The sequence below is a fragment of the Bacillus sp. L_1B0_5 genome (genome assembly GCF_000836715.1).
Lineage (GTDB): Bacteria > Bacillota > Bacilli > Bacillales > Bacillaceae_G > Bacillus_A > Bacillus_A thuringiensis_S.
In genome coordinates, this window is the sequence record NZ_JXIS01000004.1 from 1 (window position 1) to 21,205 (window position 21,205).

Below are 21,205 nucleotides of genomic sequence, written 5' to 3' on the forward strand. Positions count from 1 at the left end.
CCCTAAAGGGTTTCCCAACACTCTGAGTAAAAAAGAAGGTGAACTCTTTAAAGAGTTCACCTTCTTTTTTACTTCTTCGCCTTCGTTCCTACTAAATCACCAGCAACAACATAACGCTTAGAATTATCCTTTACAGATACACATGTAATAAGCGTTATCTCATCTTTCCCATGATCCTCTACAACTTCCCACTTATCAGGAGTTACTTCAGATACACCAGTAACCGCATACTCATATTCATTTTCATTGTCATACAAATAAATTTTATCGCCTTTTTTCAAAGAAGCTATATCACTAAATAAAACACCTTTTTTAGACATGTTATGTCCTGCTAGTGCGTAATTTCCTTTTCCCATAACTTGATTCTCTTTTACTGTCGCTGCACCTGATAATAAGTTTTTTTCAGTAGAAGCTTTTAAAACAGGCAGTTCTACTGAAACACTTGGAATCGAAATACGACCGATTACTTGTTTCTTATCTAATGATGCATTCGCTACTTCCGCCAAGTCTGGTTGATTAATTTTGGAAGCATCTACAAATTCCGTCTCATGCTTTTCATAATCCATCTTTTGAACAGCCTGCACATTTTCAGTCTGTTTCTTTTCAGCCTGATATCCATCATAAAATGGCTTTCCAATTAACACGCCACCTACAACAAATAGAAGGATTGCTACTATACTATAAATTCTTTGCTTATTCATATACAATTCCTTTCCCTTACAAAATCTTACTCTATATAAAATGATAAAATAATATCGCTATATGTACAAGTATTAGCTGAAAAGAAACCTTTTTGCCGGTGCAAGAAGGTTTCTTTTTAAGCTAATTTATTTCTGTATAGTGATACGTGAAATACTGTCATTTGAATAAAGAAAATAGAAAATAGAATATATAATGGGTATCCAGGAAGATATTCATTAATAATAGGCGAAAAAGTTAAAAATCCAACTGCACAAGGTAACACAAACCATAACGATACAAATGTTGTTCGACAAGCTTTATCCGTAATCGCTTTTTCACGTTCATCTTCTAGTGGAAATAATAATGGATACATCCAAAAAGATAAATTCTTATATTTTTTCTTTTGAATTCTATAAAAAATTGTAACTATAATAGCTCCAATAAATAATAAAATAAATGGTACTCCATTAACCGCTACTTCAAACGGGAAATTCTCGTTTTTAAATATATCTGCTAACTCTGTAATAACACTATAAAATTCAACAAATGTCCAGCATGCTAGTGCAGTATAGAGTACATTTATAATATAAGAAAAACCAATTCTATTCATCCTCTTCCCCCTCCTTATTTAAAACAAACACGTCTTCCATCTTTAACTGGAATACATCACAAATCGTCAATGCTAGTAACAATGAAGGAACGTAATCCCCTTTTTCAATTGCAGCAATTGTTTGTCTCGTCACTCCAACCTTTTCTGCTAATACACTTTGTGAAAAATTAAAACGAGCTCTTAATTCTTTTACCCTGTTTAAAATGGTCAAATTTACCACCTCTCACCATTATTGTATGCTATCCTTAACAAAATGTAAACTCAACTTAACATTATTATTATAAAAAAATCCAACTCTACGTATTGTAAAGTTGGATTACGTTTTAGTTTAAAATTGTAACTTTAACGATTTTTCTTCCCCATTGACTAGAAGACCCTTTATCAGGCATTAACACATCAATTCTGTTACCTTTAATCGCTCCACCAGTATCTGCTGCAATTGCGACTCCATAACCTTCAACATTTACAGTTTTGCCTAATGGAATAACACTTGGATCTACAGCAATTAATTTCATTCCTGGGTTTGCAGTTAGATTATAACCTTTACCACCTGGTCCCCATGCAGAAAATACTTGTTGACCTGACGCATAACCATTTTCCGCTGGATCAGCTGTATAAGCTGTAGCTTCTACATAAATTTCTTTCCCACCAGCAGTTGGCTTAGAAGGTTGTGCAGGTTCTACCTTCGAATTATTATTAGCAACTGGTTCTGCCGGTTTACTAGCTTTTTCTTGCTTTTGCTTTTCAGCAATTTCTGCTTGTGCTTTCGCTAAGGCTTCTTGCTCTGCTTTTGCAGCCGCTTCTGCTTTTGCACGCTCTTCCGCTGCGATTCTTGCTGCTTCTTGCTCACGAGCAATCGTTTCTTGTACTGCCTTCATATTTGATTCAATTTTAGCTTTCTCTTCCGCTGCTAAATTAAGTTGACTTGCAACCTCATTATATTTAGCTTGAACTGTTTGTAAGTTATCTTGACGTTTCTTCAAGTTATCTTGCAGTTCAGCTTGCGCTTTTGCTAATTTTTGTTTGTCTACTACTAAAGATGCTTCTTTTTCGTCAATTGTTTTCTTGTCCTCTTCAATTTGACGAAGATCTTGTTCTTGTAGACGTAAAATTTCTTTATCAGCTTCTAGAATAGTAGAAACTGCGTTCATACGTTGTAAGAAGTCTGCAAAGTTTTTTGACTCTACTACAACTTCTACTACTAAACTTGTATTTGAACTGTTTTGAACAGAAACCATACGTTTTCTCATAATATCTTTACGAGCAAGGACTTTATCCTCTAAAACGATAATTTCTTCCTTTTTTTGTTCAATCTGCTTATGTGTTTCATCAATTTTACGTTGAATAGCAGCTTGATCCTCTTTATTTTTTGCAATTGTATTATTTAAATTATGTAGTTCGTTTTCGATACCTTTAATTTCTTTACTAACAGCTTGCTTCTCTTGCTCTTTCTTTTGCATTTCTGCATCGTTTTGTTGCAATTGCTGTTGCATGTTGTTAAGTTTCTCGTCGTTTGACTCTGCTTTTACAGCGACTGTACTAGAAAGACCGATAATTCCTGCTAATACTAGACTACTGATTCGCTTAAAATAGTTCATAATCCGACTCCCTTCTTATACAGTTATACATGATTTATTTTACAGTTTGTTTACAAAACGATTAAATACAGTTTATTTTTCGTGACGAAAAAAAGAGAATTATGAATAAAATGTAATAGATTCTTAAATATTTAACAATTCCTATATTTAAAAAATACAAAAGATGCTAAAATCCAAATATAGAGAAAATATAACTTTCGAAGGCGGTTGAAATAAATACATGTTTACTCAAAAGAAATCACTCCAACATACAATTGCTCAATTAGAAGAGCGTATACAAGAATTAGAAGCAGAATTAAAACAAAAAGATATTGAAAAACAAGAGACTATTTCTACTATCCACGATCGTGTACAAAGCGTTGTCCAAGAGCATCAACTTGTAAATAACCAACACAATACACTCCAAAATTTAGTTCAACAATTAAGCTCATGTTTCGAGAATGTTTCAACACGTACGACACATTCCAACGAGTTAAATAATGAAATGTTACAAAAGGAACAAAGCTTAATTCAGTCTATTGCAGAAATTATTGACTGCTCTAATGAAGGAAAAGAATCCGTTCACCGCTTACTTATTGTAATTAATAAATTAGGTGAACAATCCCAACGCACGTCTAATAGTATGAATCATCTAAGCGAACGCTCAAAGGAAATCGAGCAAATTGTAGAAGTCATTCAAAACATTGCAGCACAAACAAATTTACTTGCTTTAAATGCGAGTATTGAAGCCGCGCGTGCTGGAGAGCACGGTAAAGGATTCGCTGTCGTTGCCAATGAAGTAAGAAAACTAGCAGAAAGTACAGCAGAAAGTACAAAAAACATCGGCAACTTAACGAAAAAAATTCAAGAAGAAATTGAAAAAGCATACGATAACACAAAAGATAATTTACATTTAGTCGATGAAGGTGTAGAAATGAGCGCCGATACAAACGCTAGAATTGAAAATATTTTAGTTATGATTCAAACGTTACAAAATGGTGCTACAAATGTTATTAAGGCTATTGAAAACCAAAAATCTTGTAATGATGACATATTACGAGAATTCGCTAACACACAACACATGTTCCAAAAATTAAATACTACTATTATGAATCATATTCATGATGCTGAAAAAGTCGATGTTCAATTGTCTAAAAGTCTTCAAGGAACAGTAAATTCTTGATTAAAAATAAAAATCCCTTATACTGCTATAAGGGATTTTTATTTTATTTCGAATATTTATTTCTTTTCAATATTCATCCATATCTTTGTTATAATGGAAAAGTTGTTTCTTTCAACTAATAAACAAGGAGGTTATTATGGAACAATTTTACTACGTTTTAAAATATTTAATTCTCGGTCTGTTCCAAGGACTAACAGAACCAATTCCGATTTCTTCAAGTGGTCACCTCGTTTTAGCACAACATTTGCTAGGACTAAAAATAGAAGGGTTTAGCTTCGAACTACTTGTTAATTCAGCTTCATTATTAGCTGTATTACTTATTTATAGAAATGATTTAATTCGTCTAACGAAGAATGGTCTCTCTTATATATTTACAAGAGCAGAAGACGCAAAATCAGATTTCTTCTTTATTATTTATCTTGTTATTGCAACCATTCCAGCAGGTGTTATTGGTGTTTTATTTAAAGATTACATTGATCAGTACTTAAAAGGTGTGAAGATGGTTGGGATTTCCCTTCTTATTACTGCTGTCGGCCTTTGGATTATTAGAAATTTACGCGGTCGTAAAAATGATGGCGACCTTTCTATGAAAGATGCAATCATCGTCGGATTAGCACAAGCTTGCGCACTGATTCCCGGAATAAGCCGATCTGGTGCCACAATCGTAGCAGCAATGTTACTTGGTATGAAGCAAGAAACAGCTCTTCGCTTTTCATTCTTACTATACATTCCTGTTAGCTTAGGTGGCTTATTGTTAAGCATTACAGACATTGCAAATGATCCAAATCTAGACACATTATTCGTGCCATATGTTGTTGCATTCATCGCAACATTTATCATGACGTATATTTCACTAAAATGGTTTATGAACATTATGGCAAAAGGAAATTTAAAATATTTCTCTTTCTATTGTATTATCGTAGGTGTACTTACTCTTATTTTCTTATAAAATGAAACTTACAAATTGAAAGCGAGTCATTCTATTACACTAGATGACTCGCTTTTTTATACCTTTATTAAGTTAAAATCTATCATTTACTTTGAATTTTCTGAATAGTATAATAATATTTAAATTCACTATTATAGTAAAGCTATCTTTCCTACTATTATCGTAAAAGAGGTGTTTATATGTTTATTGTTACTAAACTCATTCACATTAAGTACGGATATGAAAGTGAGCTACTTTATGGGCTTAAACAATATTATCCTTCTCCCGGAACGAACGGTTGTATTAACATAGAGTTTTCACATGTTCATCGTACAAATGATAAGGCAGAATATATGATTCGTATGTTATGGAAAACACAACAAGATTACCGTACATGGCTTTCTCAAAGAGAAAGAAATGTAACTTTGAAGCGCAAAATACAAGGCTATATCCTTTCTTCCAAATCAAATGCTACCTATGTACATTAACCCTTCTCTTTTTATTCCTTACGAAGGGCAAAATGATAAAGCGAAACTTTAATCCTCACCAATCGTGCTTCCCACAAATAGCGGGATAAAGAGCCCTCTTACTTTTCATACTGTAAGAGGGCTTCTCTTATGCATACACCTTCTTTTCTTGACAATACAAACGAATAACATGTTTATTTTGTTGAAATACATCATGCGTCAGACGAATAATAATAAAGTTTCTTTTTGTTTGATCATCATGAACAAAAATCTGTTCTCCCTCCTGAAAACGCCATGCACTTTCAAAAGTCGTAATATGATCCCCACTTACAGAAAAAAGTTCATATCGCATCTCTTGTACCCTCTCTCAACTTATATAATCATAATATCCTTATATTAAATTTATTATAACTTAATTCCTATAAAATTAGTAATTATTTCTATTTCGAAAGATTTTAACTTTGTATTTAAATATTTTTAGCGCTATAATGATAAACGAATTTTCATTGAAAGGAGTTTTACTTTGACTGCATATTTATTTCCAGTAAAAACAGCATTTATTTTATTTCCCTTTTTAGCAATGTTTCTTTTAATCCCTTTTTTAATATTTAATTATCGAAAATACGGTTATTTAAATAAATGGCGCTCATTTATTTTATACTCATTATTACTTTACTTATTAAATGCCTATTTTCTTGTTATTTTGCCGTTACCACAAACGTTTGATACTTGTAGCCTACAACCGGCTAATACACAACACATGCAACTCTCACCATTTTATTTCATACAAGAGATTAGTAGTCATACATCGGCAGTTTTAACGAAACCAGCTACTTATTTCTACTTATTAAAAGAGTCTGCGTTTTTACAAGTTGCATTTAATGTTCTATTGACTGTTCCATTCGGTATTTACTTACGTTATTATTTCCGACGTAGTTTCTTACAAACAATTTGCATTTCCTTTTTCCTTTCACTATTTTTCGAGCTAACACAAGTGACTGGATTATACGGTATATACAATTGTGCATACCGATTATTTGATATCGATGATTTGTTTTTAAATACATTAGGTGGCGTAATTGGTTTTATCATTGCACCAATATTTACGTACTTCCTTCCGAAGACAAATGAGTTAGATAGTTATATTGATTTGGAAACGAAACCAGTCGGATTCATTCGTCGCCTTATCGCAATGCAAATTGATTGGATTTTCTTATCTATCGTTGTACCTGTCATTAAAAACAAAGGAAATTCTTTCTTCGTTTCTAATATGCAATCTTACACCAATATGTATGAACTCATTTTCATTACGTGTTCAATCCTTATTTACTTTATTATTATTCCATACTTTACGAATGGAAAAACAATTGGGAAAGCATTGCTTCGCATTCACCTGAAAGGAAAATCAGATCGTATTACATTAAAAGAACTATTTATTCGCTACGGTATATTTTATTTTGCGTTAGGCGGAATCAATTACATTCTTTCTAGTAGCTCTATGTTAAATCATACAGAACCTTTAGTATTACTCGTTACATTGTTATTCCTATTTATCATTAACGGCCTATTCATTATTCATGTTTTACTACATGTATTTAGCCGTGATAAACTACTATTTTATGAACATATTAGTCATACAAGAAATGCAATTACACTAAAAAAAGCTGACAAATAATTATTTGTCAGCTTTTTCATATACATAATGTGAAACTTTAATCAGTGGGGGTCTTACTGCCCGGCAAATAGCGGGATAAATAAATTTTCTGCATAAGGATTAAAAAACATTCCAAGTTCATCTAGAGATTTCCTCACCTGTAAAAACGAATGAAACTCTGGATATATATCTTGTAATTGCTCATATGATAATGTATGCATTTTCCCCCAATGCGGACGCCCTTCATACTTCAGAAAAATTTTTTCCACTTCGCCAAAGTAAGCAGCATATTTCATACCTTTATACATATGAACAGCGATATACGCTGAATCTCTTCCATAGGCTGGACTAAGCCATATATCATCACCTTTCACATAGCGGCATTCGATTGGGAAGTGCACCTTATACTTTTTCTTTTCAATAAGATTTGAGATTTCTTCTACAACCGCCCTCATATACTTTGAGGGAATACTATACTCCATTTCATAAAATGGTACCGTACGTGATGTAGCAAATACTTCATAGCTCGGGCCAATTATTTTTGTGTTTGGTACAGCCTTAGCTGATAATCGACTCACTCCTTTACTTATAGAAGGAAACCATTTACACCCTTGAGATAGCAAAGAGAACATCCTATTTTCAAGTAACTCAACCTTTAGTTTATGCCATTTCAAATCACTGCCTGTATTCGTTGTTTCGTTCGTAAATTTCACTTGTACTTCATCAGAATAAGGAAAAACGAAAAATTCAAAATGACGATTCTTCTTATATTCTTCTAGTTTGTTCATTACAGTAGATAATGACTGTTTTTCACTTTCATAAACGAGTGCATACGCTGGAATAACCTTCAATTTTATCTTTACAATGATACCTAACATTCCAAGTGACAACTGAAACGCTCTCCAATATTCTACGTTCTCAGCTTCCGAACAAACTATACTCTCACCATTAGACAAAACTGCCGTAATCTCTATAACTTGTGTTGATAAACTCCCAAAGGTAATACCCGTTCCATGAGTCCCCGTACTAATCGCTCCTGCAATAGATTGTGAATCAATATCCCCTAAATTTTCTTGCGCATAACCTTTTTCCTCAAGTAACTTCCCTAAATCATGTAACTTTGTTCCTGCCCATACTTCAGCAACCATCTTCTCTGCATCAATATTCACAATGCCCTTCAATTCATCTAAAGAAACTAAAACTTCTTCCGTTTGCACAAGGGGGGTAAACGAGTGTCCTGAACCGACAACACGAATTTTCTTCCCCTTTTTTCGTGCAAGATCCACAACTTCTACTACATCTTGTATACTTTCTGGATACATCGTATAATGCGGCGTTCCTTCTACATTCCCTGTCCAATTCCTCCACTTTTTCCCCTTTATAGAAAGCATTGGCCATCCCCCCGATATGTTGAATACTCCCCAACAATCTCTCCTTTTTTAACACGATACAAAAAAGGAAAGCGTTCACATAACTCGCCAGCCTTACTATGACGAAACAAAATGGACTCTCCTATATCCACTCGTTCCTCGCCGTTATAAAAAATTGGCGTTTGTACCTCGCCAGCACCTTCTAAAGCTAATAGTTTTGCACCCTTCGGTCTCCAAACTTCAGGCTCTTTATCTTTTCCAACTGCTCCTGAAGCAATATATCCACCACCTAGGCAAGTGTAAATAAACGGGGCTGGTTTACGCACAACTGGTAAGGCAAATCCGACCGCTGGATGAAATTTCACCTCTTTATAATAATCAAACAGCTTCGGAGAATAAAAAGCAGAACCTACTGTAATCTCTGAAACTGAATTATCTTTCTCGGTTGTTTTTATGCTTCCTGTTCCCCCTCCATTTACAAACCTTAGCTCAATACCAAGGTTTTGTATTGCTTTTACAATATGTTCTCTTCTTTCTTTAACTTCTAACACTGATTTCTTCTTTAAATACGAAATCACTTTACTTTTCAGCCATTGATTCGGTATATGATCGCCCACCCCAGCAATTTGAGCTTCATAACCCATCACACCATCTAACATTAAATATGATGACCTTCTCACCTTTTCTACTACTTTCAACGCATCCTGCACATTTTTTACCGGGGATCTTTGTACACCAAAATGAAATTGAAAAAAACGACTACTCATATCAATATCCAAACAAACACGAAAACATCCTTTAGATTTCTCAGCAATTTTTTCTAAATACACAATATGCTCTTCACAATCCACCATACAAGTTATAATGAAACCTTTCTTTGTTAGCAAACTAATTTCATACAAAGCTCTTTCATCATAAGCAGGATATCCGAGCAATAAATCATTAAATCCTTGTTCTATTAAAAATAAAATCTCTCTAGGTGAAAAGCACATAATACCTTGAAATCGATCATTTGCAGCTAAAATCTTTTGCATAATTGGAACAGAACGTAACGATTTACTCGCTATACGAATCTTCTTATTTCCACTTAACTCTATAATCGATTGAATGTTTCTATCTAAAGCCACTTCATCCAAAAATGCACACGGTAATGGAACTTCTTTAAAAATTCCTCGATCCACATTTTTCTCTCCTCTTCTCAATATGTCTTATACATATTGGAAAGAAAGTATGATTTTCCTGTTTGCAAATAAAAAAAGTTTCTTCTTTACGAAGAAACTTTTTGAAACTACTTCATAGAAATAGTCGCCTCTACTGGATAATGATCAGAGTAATCATTATACGTATATTTTTGGAACCACGATGTAACAGTCCATTGTGGAGATTTCGGCTGTAACACCTTATTCGCTATATACGATGGGTTCGCATGGTCTTTGCTTGCAATAATATAATCTAAATATTCGGCAGGGCTATCAGGGAAATTATATTTTGCAATACTGTTTGTCGTTGCATCCCAAGTCGCTGTATGTCCAGTATAAGATGGTACAGAAGCGTTCAATGTTTTAAACATAGATGCATACTCTGAATCATTATTGTTCTCTGCATTTATTTTATTTACGTTCATATCACCACCAATTAACACATACTCATTATTTGGTATATTTTTATTTTTAATAAAATCTTGAATTTCTTTTAATTGGTTCGTACGTACAGATGCTGGTGAAGTTTTTCCGCACATACTATCTTCAGCCTGCAAATGCGTCCCAATCACGTGAACGAAACGATCATTTTTCTTAATTTTCGTGTATACAAATCCTTTATTCGATAAATTATCTGGCCCGCATCCTTTTGCAAATACATATTGAATCTTTTCAGCGATTGGCCATTTGCTCACAATCGCAACGCCACCATCTTCAGGAGTTGAAGATGAATAGTTTCCTAACGTTTTATCCCATTCGCTTCCACTACTACGACCTAATACTGCTGTTTGATTTGGATATTCTTTCTTCAAATTCCCTAATAAACGATCTGAAGCACTATTATCAAACACTTCATTTAATATAACAACATCTTGATTCTTTATATAATCTGCCGCCCCGATTAAATCAGCACGCTCATTTTGTCCCCAGTTCGGATATAAGTTTGTTGATAGCATATATACATTATGCGTCATCACTTTTAATGTATCATTTTGATTTGTAGATGCTTCTGCTTGAGCTGACGTTCCGCTATATAAAGCTCCTAAACCAACCCCTAAGCTAAGTACACCTTTTAGCAATTTACCTTTCACGTTTCATACCTCCATGTATTGTATAGTGATAAAAAGGCCAAATACTCTATTCTGAGATTTGACCTTTTTCAAATACTTAACGATTTCCGTACGTATCAAACCAAAGCTGAATGTATCCAGCAGTAACACGTTGTGCATCCATTAAACGCTTACCTGTCATTGGTGTAACTTCAGCGCGCCATTTATCTGCATATTCTTGTGATACAGCAGCTCTCACGAACCAATCTTTCGTATTATCATTTACAATGCCAGCGTAATCTTGTTTCGCAACTACTGCCGCTCCATGAATCCAATCTTCTGGATTCGTACCTTTCCAGTTCCAATATCCATTTCCATCCGTTACTTTATAATTATCTTTTATCGTATCTACAAAGTTTTCATATTTAGAATGGAATCCTTGTGGATACGAAAGGTTCGTAAAGTTTGCCGCATGCATCGGTTGGTTTACATCCCCTAAATAATGAAGAGATAATCCTAAATAGAAGAATGCTTGTTTCATATCTTTATTTTTGTAAGACTCACCAGCTAATTTAAAATATTTAGCTCCAGTTTCCTTTGCCTGCTTTGCATACGGAATATAAGTTTTCCCATTGTCAGGATCATAGAAATGTGAAGCAAATGTGCTATTATCATAATAAGGATTTTCATAGTCAGCAGCATAAATACCGTTCTCTAACTCAGTACGCCATTCATTTAATAGTGCAACTCGCTCTTGTTTTACAAGTGTTGTATTACGAGACATAATATCAACTGCACGGTTTACAATCCATAAATGAGAATTCACGCCTTCTTTATGTTTATCTTCAGCAGACCAGCGCGGAATAACTCCAAATCTCTGTCCCCCATCATTTTCATGAGCAAATGCAACACTTTGTAATGGAGCAACTAATGTAATAGCTGCCGCTAAAGCAAGTACTTTCTTTTTCATATAAAATCCTCCATTTTATAATTGAATTATTGTAAACATTTTGTTAGGATCCTATGATGTCGTCCGGTTAACCTATGACTAGAATATCCCACCTTTCACGAAATTTCTATCACTAAATTAAAATATGCAAATGTTCATATCATTATAACTTTATACACAGTGAATATAATGAATGAATACACTTTCATTTTAATAAACTATTATTAAGGCTTGTCTAAACTAATGTAAAAAAAGAGTAAAGCACCCACATGCTTTACTCTTTTTTTCTATTCGATAATATACTTGGCAATTGTACATTAACTGCTAACTTATGAATAAATCCAAACACTAATCCAATCCCAATAAATATGTATAAGATTGTAAATATCTTTCCGAAATCAGTTTGCGGACTAAAATTCCCATCACCGACAGTCGTCAACGTGACCACACTAAAATATAAAGCGTCAATAGGACGTAACCCTTCAACTGTACTATAAAAAATCGTACCCGATAGTAAAGTCAAAATTGTTAATATGAATAATACTTGAAATTCTTTATCTTTCCACGCTCGTAAACAAGCTCTTAACATTCGCTTTAAAGTTAACAAAAATGAAAGCATTAGATTCTCCCTTCCAAACAAAAATACATTTAGTCAAAGGAAAGTCTATCACCTTTCAGTATAGAAAAAAAGTAGCCCTCTTCTATTTCTAGAAAAGGGCTACTCTTTTCGATTCTATCTTATTTAGGTGAAACAAGAATTTTCACTTGTGTTTTATCTTTTACAAGTGCTTCAAATCCTTCTTCAACAACTTGATCCACTGTAATTTTTTTCGTAATTAATTTCTCTGCTTGAATTTGACCGGAGCTAATCAATTTAATAACAGCTGGGAAGATGTGACGGTATCCTAAAATACCAATAACTTCTTTTTCTTTTAATACTAAGTTATTTGGAGTAATTGTTGCGTCTTTTTCCCATACACTAACAATTACAGTTTGTCCTTCGAAGCTTGTACTTTCAATCGCTTGACGTAGTACAACTTCAACACCTGTTACTTCAAAGCTAACATTTACACCTAAACCATTTGTTAAGTTACGAATCTCAGCTAACACATCTTGAGTTGCTGGATTTAATACATAATCCGCACCTGCTAATTTCGCTAACTCTTGACGTTCTTTAGAAAGTTCAACTGCAATAACAGGAGTTGCTCCTGCTGCTTTAGCTGCTTGGATAACAAGAAGTCCAATTGGCCCGCAACCAAATACCGCTACAGCTTCCCCTTCTTTTAATTTACTTTGACGTACTGCATGAACTGCTACTGCTGCTGGTTCTACAAGCGCACCTTGTTCATACGTCATTTCATCAGGAATGTGATGAACCATATCTTCTGGTACTACTGTATATTCAGAGAAACCGCCGCCTTCTCCGCCAAGACCGTGGAAAACAAGTTGTTCACAAACATTGTAATGTCCATGTTTACAAGCTTCACATTTACCACAAGAATAAATTGGTTCTACAACAACGCGGTCTCCCACTTTATGAGATGTAACTCCTTCACCAATCTCTATTACCTCACCACTAAACTCATGACCTAAAATAACAGGTGCTTTCACATGTGTTAATGGATGTTCTTCTGTTGGAATAAAAATAGGCCCTGCTAAATATTCATGCAAGTCTGTCCCACAAATACCACACCATTTAACTTTGATTTTCACTGTTCCTGGTTTTACTGTTGGTTCTGGTACTTCTTCTACTCGTACATCACGTTGATTATGCCAAAGTAGTGCTTTCATTTTATACATCCCTCTCTATGTATATACTTAACCTGGTGAAGTTTACGATTCTATTATAATACTTCTATCCATATATTTCAAAAAAACAATCGCATTTTCACTAATTTTTTACAAATAACGTTCAATATTTTGTCACTTTGTACTTTTTTCCACATCTGTTAATTCAATTTCATTGCAGGTGAAATTAGCATTGTGCCATAATAGCATAGGAGAGGTGAATATCGCTTGAAATATTTTATTTACTTTATCGTTATCGTGGCATTTTTAGATACATTTTCACAATTACCTATTATGAGTACTTTCGCTCAAAGCCTTGGAGGAACTCCTCTTATTATCGGGCTAGTTGTCGGTATGTACTCATTCGCTAATATGATCGGTAATATTATTGCTGGAGCCGCTGTCGATAAATTTGGTGCAAAAAAAATCCTTTATATAAGCATGGGAATTACGAGTTTCATAGTCTTGTTATACACCGTTGTTCAAAGTGGTGAACAACTATTAGTTGTTCGCTTTATGCATGGATTTAGTGATGGCTTTTTAATTCCTGCTGCCTTTACATTTTTATCAAAACAAACAAATGCAAAAAAACAAGGAAAAGCAATGGCTCTATCTGGTGCTGCTGTTGGAACAGCGGCAATCGTCGGACCTGCTTTCAGCGGTATTATGAAAGCAACAGCTGGCGTAGAATGGGTCTTCATTACTATTTCTATTTTAATGGCTCTTGGTACAATCGTATCTCTATTCTTCTTACCAAATAACGTATCAAGAAAAGATACATCAAGAACGCAAATGATGAACAAAGAAGATATGGTTGAACTTTTAAAATCAGAACCGTTATTACAAGCATATATTGGTGCTTTCACATTAATGTTTTCACAAGGAATTGTCACTTATATGTTACCAGTAAAAGTTGAGGCATTAGCGCTTAAAGCATCTACAACAGGCATGATGTTAAGTGTATTCGGTATAACTGCTATCCTCTTCTTCTTGCTTCCAACAAATCGTATTTACGATCGATTTAATCGTTCGAAACTAATGCTAATCGGAATTGCAGTTATGGCATTCGCATTATCTTTACTCGGATTATTTGCTACAAAAGGTATGCTCTTTATCGTAATGATGATTTATGGAATTGGATTCGCGATCCTCTTCCCGTCTATTAACGCTTTACTCGTTGAAAATACTACAGACGATAATCGCGGAAAGGCATTCGGATTATTTTATGCCTTCTTCTCATTAGGAGTTGTTGCTGGCTCCTTTACAGTCGGCGCAATCGGAGCATCACCTAGCGCTAGCTTCATTATCGGGACAGCATTTTTATTAACATTTGCTGGGATGATTTATGTAAGAAGCAAAGTAAAAAAGACAATGATGGGATAATCCATCGTTGTCTTTTTTAAAATGCATATTGATATAATCCATAATATAATGGAAGCGTTGGAATAATTCCAATTACTTTAAATATAAAAGGTAACGGCTCATCTCGCTCTTCATATAAACGAAAAACAAAAACTGCAGTTAAAGTCCAAATAATACTAAACACGAAGATACATTTCCAAACGATTGGGGTTAATATTTGTATATCAAATACAAAACCAAAGAGCCCTATCCACATAATAATAGATACTACAAAGTCAAACTTTTGAATTGGTGTTTGAAACATACCCCTTACTAACGAAATAATAGCTAACATTGCTACAATAACTAAATATATTTTCCAAAGCATAATGACAATCTCCTATTCAATTCAACTTTTAACTTTCAACAAACCATATTTAATAAATAATATAGCATTATATTTTTCATAGAAATAATACAATGGATAACAAAATAAAAAGAAAATAAGTACAGTTGGTACATTGTCTACAATAGAAAAATATTTTACTAGTAATTCCTTAATACTCTCTCCAATAATAATAAACAGTGGAATTATACAAATCATCGCTAATATTAAACATGGCGTTATCCTTATTTCTTTCAACTTCACCTTACAATGTGGACACCTTAATGAAAAAGGATGCGGGAGATCAATAATATGTTGTACAGTAATATCCCCTTCACACTGTGGACATCCAATAACTTCTTTCATTTATCGCTTACTCCTTTCTATCTATAAAAAGAGCCCTATCGAATAGAACTCTTTTTTGCCCAATATATTACTTTTGTGTATAACCAAATAACAATGTAAATAAATTGGGCCGTAAAGGCAATAATACTTCTCTTCTTTTAAAAAGAAAGTTTATAAATACCGACGATACTTCGACAATTTCCTCGGAAATATTTCCTTTCCCCACATAATTTGATACACTACACATGAATAAACATTTGTATTACATGAACTAAAATAATAACTTACTGTACAAATTAAAAAGCACATCCTTCATTTGAAGAATGTGCTTTTATTTTATTAACGTCTAATCCAAACAGCACCTGCCGACTTATCTTCTGCTTGTCCAACAACTTGGAATTTAAGTCCAAGGTTTGGAACTTTGCGTCCTGCATCAGCAATTTGTTTATTACTATATACTTTTGAATCATCAAATGTTGTAACACCTTGTAATCCATTATAATTAAATTGTCCACGTGTTAACGAATTTACACTCCATGCTGGTGTTTGATCAAATGAAAATGCAGCGTCTGCAATTTGCATGCCCGTATTACCGTACGCTGGTTTCCCGTTCAAATTACCAACAAGTGCTTCTGGATGAGAATCTACAACCCCAAGGAATCCTTCACCTGGATGCACCCCAACCCAGTTATCTTTAAAGCTATCATCTGCATACCAAACGACAAGACCTGTATTATACACTGGACCTTTTCCTGCTTTTAATCCATTATCTGATCCCGCATAGTTTCTCCATTCTAAGTAGTAATAATGAGCTTTCTTCTCTGTCCCATCAGAAACAACAAAACCATTTAAATTCATTTTAGACTGTCCTTCTGCATCATCAGAAAATACAACTTGTCCATCAACAGTTGCATTCACATTATCCATCGCAAAACCTTTATATGTTACAGCCGGATCTGTAATATAGTCGAATTGTAGTTTCACTTTTTTCCCTTTAAATTGACTTAAATCATATGATTTATCAATCCATTTCCCATCTGTTGTATCTTTATCTCCTTGGACTACTTTTTCTCCAAGCCTATCAATTAATGTTTTCGTTCCATCTTCTGTTACTGCATGTACTTCGACGAAATCGCACTCTGCTTCTAACTCATAATTTGCTTTATAATTGAATGTTGCATTTGTTCCTTTTGTTAAATCAAAGAATGGTGTCTCTAACGTTGTATGCATATCATCGCCTCTTGTACTATAATATGCATGCTTTCCAAACTCCGGTTTAATCGTTTCAACACTTTTACCTGGTAAGTTAACACGTACAACGCCTGGACGATTTGATTTCGTAACACTTTGATCAATATAGGTAGGAACTCCCACACCACTCTTAATTTTATCGTAATCTACTTCTAATATTCTTGCCCAGTTGCCACCCATATTCTTTTGTAAGAAGTCTTTATTTTGTGGTGAAAAACTTGTCGGCTCCGTTCCTGCGACTTTTCCTGTCCAACTACCTCCACTCATTAATGACCAAGCTTCGACAGGTGAACCATTTCCAGTATATTTCGTGTCATATTCATCTGGTAATCCAAGATCATGTCCAAATTCATGCGCAAACACACCTACAGCTCCATCTTCTGGTTCAATTGTGTAATCATGTGCTGCTACTTTTCCACCAAAGTAATCTACCTTTGATTTTGTACCTTCAATCGCTACTGGATCTACTGCTAATTTTGAACGATGTGACCAGATCGCATCATCACCTAATTTACCACCACCTGCTTCTTGACCAACACCAGCATGGATTACCATTAAATGATCAATTACACCGTCAGGTTCATTTTGATTCCCATCCCCGTTTGTATCATATCTATCAAATTGATCAAATTGAGATAAATCTAGTCCTTTCTCAGCAGCTGCATGCAAAGCTTCTTTCACTAAATCACGTGCACCTTTCGGACCTTTATTATCGTGACCACTGCTACCATCAGCTCCATAATCAGATGCTTTTCCTGGAACTGTTAGCCACTCCGTTACATATCCGTCTGTCGTATAACTACCACCAGACTGCTCTTCATAGTATTGTTTAAACGTTTTTACTTTTGAACCATCAAATAATGTATAAGGCTCCTTACCGAACAACATCTTTTGATAATGTTCTCTACTAAAGTCTTTCGAATACATATAACCTGGTGTTTGATCAATATTATTATGTTTATAATCACTAAATTCAACGAGTAGCACTAATACTTTATCTGATCGAACAGATCCTTTATATGGAGCTTGCTTTGCTTTTGAAGTTGGAACTTGCCCATTCAATTGCTTTTTATTTGGTTCTGGCTTTTGCTCAAGATTAATATTTTTTTCAGTCTTTTTTACATTTTCCTTTTCTTCCATCTTTTTCTCTTTTAATTTTTTTGTGAAATCAGACGTTTCTTGTGAGTGAGCATCTGGAAGAATTTCTTTGTTCGCCTGATCTCCTTGTTTCTTTTCAATATATTGCTCGACAGCCTTTTTCGTCTCTTCTTTAGAAGATGCTGGATTAATTGTTCCTCTTTCTTTCAAAGCTTCCGCTAAACGATCTTCTTGAATTAAATTGTAATCAATTGGCGTTGTAGACACATTCTCTTTCTCTTTTGCTGGCGTTTCTGCATATGCTAACGGCGCACTCATTACAGATGTGCATCCGATAATTGCTGCAATTGCTAATGATGACAACACTTTAAATGGGGCTTTTCTTCTCATTCCATTTCTCTCCTTTTATAAAACTTAAAATTCAGATAAATCGGTGCGTTTTTGTCGAAATCTCTGTTTACTACCCTCCCTATATAAAAAGACATAATTCTATAAACATTGAACTTTCTGTTATAGAATCATGCCCTCCAGTTTTCTGGTCAGACCCTCTATCTGTTTATCCCTTGGTAAAACTAATACTCAGTGTGCTGATGAACAAAGCCTCCACTGATTAAAGTTTCACTTTATATCGAAATATGAAAAATAAAGAGTTATGTGATATATATTAAATATCTTATATAACAAATTTAAAAGACAATATGCAAAATTGCATGAAAATTCTTTTAAATAAAAAGAATCCTAGTCAATTAAACTAGGATTCTTGATTTTCTATTATTTCTCTTGTGTTTTTTCCCAATCAGCTAAGAATTTCTCAATTCCTTGATCTGTTAATGGGTGCTTCACTAATGAAGCAATTACGTTTGCTGGGATTGTTGCAATATGTGCACCGTTTAATGCTGCATCAGTTACGTGAACGCTGTGACGTACAGATGCTGCAATGATTTCTGTTTCGATGCCATGAATTGCAAAGATTTCTGCGATTTGACGAATTAAATCCATACCGTTATGACCGATATCATCTAAACGACCTAAGAATGGTGAAACATATGTTGCACCAGCGCGAGCTGCAAGTAATGCTTGAACTGCTGAGAATACTAATGTAACGTTTGTACGAATTCCTAAATCAGAGAACGCTTTTACTGCTTTTAAACCTTCTGTTGTCATTGGAACTTTTACAACAACGTTTGGAGCAATCTTCGCTAATTCTTTTCCTTCTTCAATCATTTTATCAGCTTCTAAGCTAATTACTTCTGCACTTACAGGTCCTTCTATAAAGCTGCAAATTTCACGAATACGCTCATGGAAATCTACGCCTTCTTTTGCTACAAGTGATGGGTTTGTCGTTACTCCAGCTACTACGCCTAATGCATTTGCCTCTTTAATTTCGTTAATGTTTGCTGTATCAATAAAGAATTTCATTTGTTATTCTTCCTTCCTAATTTTCATTTTATATTTATTTATTTTTCTTAATAAGCTCTAATTCAATCGGAATAGATTTGTCCACTTTTTTACCTTGTGTTATCTCTTTTGCTGTTTGCATCGCCTTCTCTCCGATTAATTCCGGTTTTTGAGCGACTGTTGCAGCCATACGCCCATCGTTAACCGCTTTCACAGCATCTTCAGTTGCATCAAATCCAACAACTACTACATCTGTTTTTCCAGCAGACTTCAATGCTTCAAGTGCACCTAATGCCATCTCGTCGTTATGCGCAAACACGGCTTTAATATCGCTATTTGCTTGCAAAATGTTTTCCATAACAGATAATCCTTTCGCTCTATCAAAATCAGCCGCTTGTTTGGCAACTACTTTTAAAGACTTATCGGCTACGTTATGGAATCCTTTCCCACGTTCACGAGCAGCAGACGATCCAGGGATTCCTTCTAACTCAGCAACGTTTGCTCCTTCGCCGACTAATTCACGAATGTAATCACTAGCCATTTGACCACCTTCGATATTGTTAGAAGCAATGTGAGAAACAACCTTACCTGAATTCGCAACGCGGTCTACTGTAATAACAGGAACATTTGCTGCATTTGCCGCACTTACCGCTGAAGCAACAGCATCTGAATCGGTCGGATTAATAACAACTACATCGACACCCTTTTGAATTAAATCTTCAACATCGTTCGTTTGCTTCGCTGCATCATTTTGCGCATCAACAGCAATCAATTCGATGCCGCTATCTTTCGCTTTCTTTTCTGCACCCTTTTTCAAAGTTACAAAGAAGGGATTATTTAAAGTTGAAACAGAGAATCCAACTTTAATAGTTTTATTTCGACCTTTATCGCTAGAATCCTTTGCCCATTCTGGTGGTTCCATTGAACAACCAGCAGTAATGACCATAATACATGCAACGAGTATAAGTAACCATTTCTTCATGAACTGTCCCTCCATTATGCTTCTTTTCGGCGATCAATTAATACAGCTAGTAAGATTACAAGTCCTTTTACAACTTGTTGGAAGAAAGAAGATACACCTAATAAATTTAAACCGTTATTTAGTACACCGATAATTAGTACACCGATGAATGTACCAACAATCCATCCTCTTCCCCCAGAAAGACTTGTTCCACCTAATACAACTGCTGCAATTGCATCTAATTCGTAAGAAGTACCTGCAGTCGGCTGTGCAGAATCTAGTCGTGATGTTAAGACAATACCTGCAAGCGCTGCCAAAATTCCGGAAAGACCGTAAATCATTACTTTAATTCTCGTAACATTAATACCTGACAGTGCTGCTGCTTCTTCATTTCCACCAATTGCAAATGTACGACGGCCAAATGTCGTTTTCTTCAAAATGAAGTACAGTACTGCGAAAGCGATCATCATTGTAACAGCTGGTACCGGAATACCAAGAAAATAACCGCGGCCAAACATTTGGAACATTAAATGATCACCAAGACCAGTGATCGGACGTCCGTCCATATAAACAAGCGTCAACCCACGAAAAATAGTCATTGTTGCTAAAGTTGCAATAAATGGAGCTACTTTTCCTTTCGCAATGATGATACCGTTTACAATTCCCATTACAAGACCTGCTAATAGTCCAACTGCCATTGCAAGGAACGGATCCATGCCACTTGCCATCATTCCAGCAACAAGTGCACTTGATAATGCTAAAATAGAACCTACCGATAAGTCAATACCCCCTGTTAAAATTACGAAGGTCATTCCGAATGCAATAAGCGCATTAATCGATACTTGACGCAGTATATTAAATAAATTTGGAATTTCAATGAACGCTGGATTTAAAGCTGTAATTACGACGATAATTAATACTAAACCGATTAAAGAACCGAGTTGTTGTAATACATTCCCCTTCTTAGCCAT

General features: G+C 34.7%; 22 protein-coding genes. 5 read left to right on the plus strand and 17 right to left on the minus strand.

What is annotated here, in order from left to right; translation table 11 throughout:
- Positions 1-68: 68 nt before the first annotated feature.
- The 4 genes from RT27_RS01595 to RT27_RS01610 all read right to left on the minus strand — a co-directional run bounded on the left by RT27_RS01595 (position 69) and on the right by RT27_RS01610 (position 2,889).
- Positions 69-701, minus strand: coding sequence for a class A sortase (locus RT27_RS01595; RefSeq protein WP_001041724.1), 633 nt, complete (start codon positions 699-701; stop codon positions 69-71).
- A 116-nt stretch (positions 702-817) separates the two neighbouring features.
- Positions 818-1,291, minus strand: a complete 474-nt coding sequence (locus tag RT27_RS01600; protein ID WP_029441639.1) for a hypothetical protein — start codon at positions 1,289-1,291, stop codon at positions 818-820.
- On the minus strand, positions 1,284-1,502 hold the full coding sequence (locus RT27_RS01605) for a helix-turn-helix transcriptional regulator (RefSeq protein ID WP_000154011.1): 219 nt from the start codon (positions 1,500-1,502) through the stop codon (positions 1,284-1,286). The genes RT27_RS01600 and RT27_RS01605 overlap by 8 nt, the downstream gene beginning before the upstream one ends.
- A gap of 112 nt (positions 1,503-1,614) precedes the next feature.
- On the minus strand, positions 1,615-2,889 hold the full coding sequence (locus RT27_RS01610; RefSeq protein ID WP_029441638.1) for a 3D domain-containing protein: 1,275 nt from the start codon (positions 2,887-2,889) through the stop codon (positions 1,615-1,617).
- Positions 2,890-3,109: 220 nt separating this feature from the next.
- Between RT27_RS01610 and RT27_RS01615 the strand changes: the two genes are divergently transcribed.
- The 3 genes from RT27_RS01615 (at position 3,110) to RT27_RS01625 (ending at position 5,467) form a co-directional block, all read left to right on the plus strand.
- Positions 3,110-4,051, plus strand: coding sequence for a methyl-accepting chemotaxis protein (locus tag RT27_RS01615; RefSeq protein WP_016083511.1), 942 nt, complete (start codon positions 3,110-3,112; stop codon positions 4,049-4,051).
- Positions 4,052-4,187: 136 nt separating this feature from the next.
- On the plus strand, positions 4,188-5,000 hold the full coding sequence (locus RT27_RS01620) for an undecaprenyl-diphosphate phosphatase (protein WP_000434794.1): 813 nt from the start codon (positions 4,188-4,190) through the stop codon (positions 4,998-5,000).
- A 179-nt stretch (positions 5,001-5,179) separates the two neighbouring features.
- Positions 5,180-5,467: an antibiotic biosynthesis monooxygenase gene (locus RT27_RS01625; RefSeq protein ID WP_016083512.1), complete on the plus strand. Its 288-nt coding sequence runs from the start codon at positions 5,180-5,182 to the stop codon at positions 5,465-5,467.
- Positions 5,468-5,594: 127 nt separating this feature from the next.
- Here RT27_RS01625 and RT27_RS01630 read toward each other — a convergent pair whose 3' ends face one another.
- Complete coding sequence (locus RT27_RS01630) at positions 5,595-5,798, minus strand: hypothetical protein (RefSeq protein WP_001268332.1); 204 nt, start codon at positions 5,796-5,798, stop codon at positions 5,595-5,597.
- A gap of 171 nt (positions 5,799-5,969) precedes the next feature.
- Here RT27_RS01630 and RT27_RS01635 point away from each other — a divergent pair, with 171 nt between their 5' ends.
- Positions 5,970-7,121: a VanZ family protein gene (locus RT27_RS01635; RefSeq protein ID WP_043935139.1), complete on the plus strand. Its 1,152-nt coding sequence runs from the start codon at positions 5,970-5,972 to the stop codon at positions 7,119-7,121.
- A gap of 53 nt (positions 7,122-7,174) precedes the next feature.
- On the opposite strand, the gene RT27_RS01640 is transcribed toward RT27_RS01635, so the two are convergent.
- The 6 genes from RT27_RS01640 to bdhA all read right to left on the minus strand — a co-directional run bounded on the left by RT27_RS01640 (position 7,175) and on the right by bdhA (position 13,458).
- The gene (locus tag RT27_RS01640; RefSeq protein WP_043935140.1) at positions 7,175-8,491 is read right to left on the minus strand and encodes a D-arabinono-1,4-lactone oxidase; all 1,317 of its coding nucleotides are present in this window, start codon (positions 8,489-8,491) and stop codon (positions 7,175-7,177) included.
- Positions 8,479-9,651 (minus strand): amino acid deaminase/aldolase, encoded by a 1,173-nt coding sequence (locus tag RT27_RS01645; protein ID WP_043935141.1) that lies wholly within the window; start codon positions 9,649-9,651, stop codon positions 8,479-8,481. The genes RT27_RS01640 and RT27_RS01645 overlap by 13 nt, the downstream gene beginning before the upstream one ends.
- 107 nt (positions 9,652-9,758) lie before the next feature.
- The gene (gene sph / locus RT27_RS01650) at positions 9,759-10,760 is read right to left on the minus strand and encodes a sphingomyelinase C (RefSeq protein ID WP_043935142.1); all 1,002 of its coding nucleotides are present in this window, start codon (positions 10,758-10,760) and stop codon (positions 9,759-9,761) included.
- 76 nt (positions 10,761-10,836) lie between these two features.
- A complete protein-coding gene (cerA, locus tag RT27_RS01655; RefSeq protein ID WP_043935143.1) occupies positions 10,837-11,688 on the minus strand; it encodes a phospholipase CerA in 852 nt (283 codons plus the stop codon).
- A gap of 253 nt (positions 11,689-11,941) precedes the next feature.
- Positions 11,942-12,286: a potassium channel family protein gene (locus RT27_RS01660; RefSeq protein ID WP_043935144.1), complete on the minus strand. Its 345-nt coding sequence runs from the start codon at positions 12,284-12,286 to the stop codon at positions 11,942-11,944.
- A 119-nt stretch (positions 12,287-12,405) separates the two neighbouring features.
- A complete protein-coding gene (gene bdhA / locus RT27_RS01665; RefSeq protein WP_000645827.1) occupies positions 12,406-13,458 on the minus strand; it encodes a (R,R)-butanediol dehydrogenase in 1,053 nt (350 codons plus the stop codon).
- A gap of 225 nt (positions 13,459-13,683) precedes the next feature.
- Between bdhA and RT27_RS01670 the strand changes: the two genes are divergently transcribed.
- On the plus strand, positions 13,684-14,838 hold the full coding sequence (locus RT27_RS01670) for an MFS transporter (RefSeq protein WP_043935145.1): 1,155 nt from the start codon (positions 13,684-13,686) through the stop codon (positions 14,836-14,838).
- 16 nt (positions 14,839-14,854) lie between these two features.
- On the opposite strand, the gene RT27_RS01675 is transcribed toward RT27_RS01670, so the two are convergent.
- The 6 genes from RT27_RS01675 to rbsC form a co-directional block, all read right to left on the minus strand.
- Positions 14,855-15,184 carry a hypothetical protein gene (locus tag RT27_RS01675; RefSeq protein ID WP_043935146.1) on the minus strand — a complete coding sequence of 110 codons (330 nt, stop codon included), beginning with the start codon at positions 15,182-15,184 and terminating at the stop codon, positions 14,855-14,857.
- Positions 15,185-15,205: 21 nt separating this feature from the next.
- Positions 15,206-15,547 carry a hypothetical protein gene (locus RT27_RS01680; protein ID WP_016083518.1) on the minus strand — a complete coding sequence of 114 codons (342 nt, stop codon included), beginning with the start codon at positions 15,545-15,547 and terminating at the stop codon, positions 15,206-15,208.
- 318 nt (positions 15,548-15,865) lie between these two features.
- Positions 15,866-18,265, minus strand: a complete 2,400-nt coding sequence (gene inhA2, locus RT27_RS01685; RefSeq protein WP_043935147.1) for a M6 family metalloprotease immune inhibitor InhA2 — start codon at positions 18,263-18,265, stop codon at positions 15,866-15,868.
- Between the two features lie 381 nt (positions 18,266-18,646).
- Positions 18,647-19,294 (minus strand): fructose-6-phosphate aldolase, encoded by a 648-nt coding sequence (fsa, locus tag RT27_RS01690; protein WP_000667666.1) that lies wholly within the window; start codon positions 19,292-19,294, stop codon positions 18,647-18,649.
- Positions 19,295-19,328: 34 nt separating this feature from the next.
- Positions 19,329-20,255: a ribose ABC transporter substrate-binding protein RbsB gene (gene rbsB, locus RT27_RS01695; RefSeq protein ID WP_000758976.1), complete on the minus strand. Its 927-nt coding sequence runs from the start codon at positions 20,253-20,255 to the stop codon at positions 19,329-19,331.
- Between the two features lie 14 nt (positions 20,256-20,269).
- Positions 20,270-21,205, minus strand: coding sequence for a ribose ABC transporter permease (gene rbsC, locus RT27_RS01700; protein WP_001074641.1), 936 nt, complete (start codon positions 21,203-21,205; stop codon positions 20,270-20,272).

Coding starts and splice junctions, on each gene's coding strand:
- RT27_RS01610 (WP_029441638.1), bottom strand. CDS start 2,889: ATGAACTATTTTAAGCGAATCAGTAGTCTAGTATTAGCAGGAATTATC.
- cerA (WP_043935143.1), bottom strand. CDS start 11,688: ATGAAAAAGAAAGTACTTGCTTTAGCGGCAGCTATTACATTAGTTGCT.
- RT27_RS01595 (WP_001041724.1), bottom strand. CDS start 701: ATGAATAAGCAAAGAATTTATAGTATAGTAGCAATCCTTCTATTTGTT.
- RT27_RS01640 (WP_043935140.1), bottom strand. CDS start 8,491: ATGCTTTCTATAAAGGGGAAAAAGTGGAGGAATTGGACAGGGAATGTA.
- RT27_RS01675 (WP_043935146.1), bottom strand. CDS start 15,184: ATGCTTTGGAAAATATATTTAGTTATTGTAGCAATGTTAGCTATTATT.
- fsa (WP_000667666.1), bottom strand. CDS start 19,294: ATGAAATTCTTTATTGATACAGCAAACATTAACGAAATTAAAGAGGCA.
- RT27_RS01660 (WP_043935144.1), bottom strand. CDS start 12,286: ATGCTTTCATTTTTGTTAACTTTAAAGCGAATGTTAAGAGCTTGTTTA.
- RT27_RS01600 (WP_029441639.1), bottom strand. CDS start 1,291: ATGAATAGAATTGGTTTTTCTTATATTATAAATGTACTCTATACTGCA.
- RT27_RS01620 (WP_000434794.1), top strand. CDS start 4,188: ATGGAACAATTTTACTACGTTTTAAAATATTTAATTCTCGGTCTGTTC.
- RT27_RS01680 (WP_016083518.1), bottom strand. CDS start 15,547: ATGAAAGAAGTTATTGGATGTCCACAGTGTGAAGGGGATATTACTGTA.
- bdhA (WP_000645827.1), bottom strand. CDS start 13,458: ATGAAAGCACTACTTTGGCATAATCAACGTGATGTACGAGTAGAAGAA.
- RT27_RS01630 (WP_001268332.1), bottom strand. CDS start 5,798: ATGCGATATGAACTTTTTTCTGTAAGTGGGGATCATATTACGACTTTT.
- RT27_RS01625 (WP_016083512.1), top strand. CDS start 5,180: ATGTTTATTGTTACTAAACTCATTCACATTAAGTACGGATATGAAAGT.
- inhA2 (WP_043935147.1), bottom strand. CDS start 18,265: ATGAGAAGAAAAGCCCCATTTAAAGTGTTGTCATCATTAGCAATTGCA.
- RT27_RS01615 (WP_016083511.1), top strand. CDS start 3,110: ATGTTTACTCAAAAGAAATCACTCCAACATACAATTGCTCAATTAGAA.
- rbsB (WP_000758976.1), bottom strand. CDS start 20,255: ATGAAGAAATGGTTACTTATACTCGTTGCATGTATTATGGTCATTACT.
- rbsC (WP_001074641.1), bottom strand. CDS start 21,205: ATGGCTAAGAAGGGGAATGTATTACAACAACTCGGTTCTTTAATCGGT.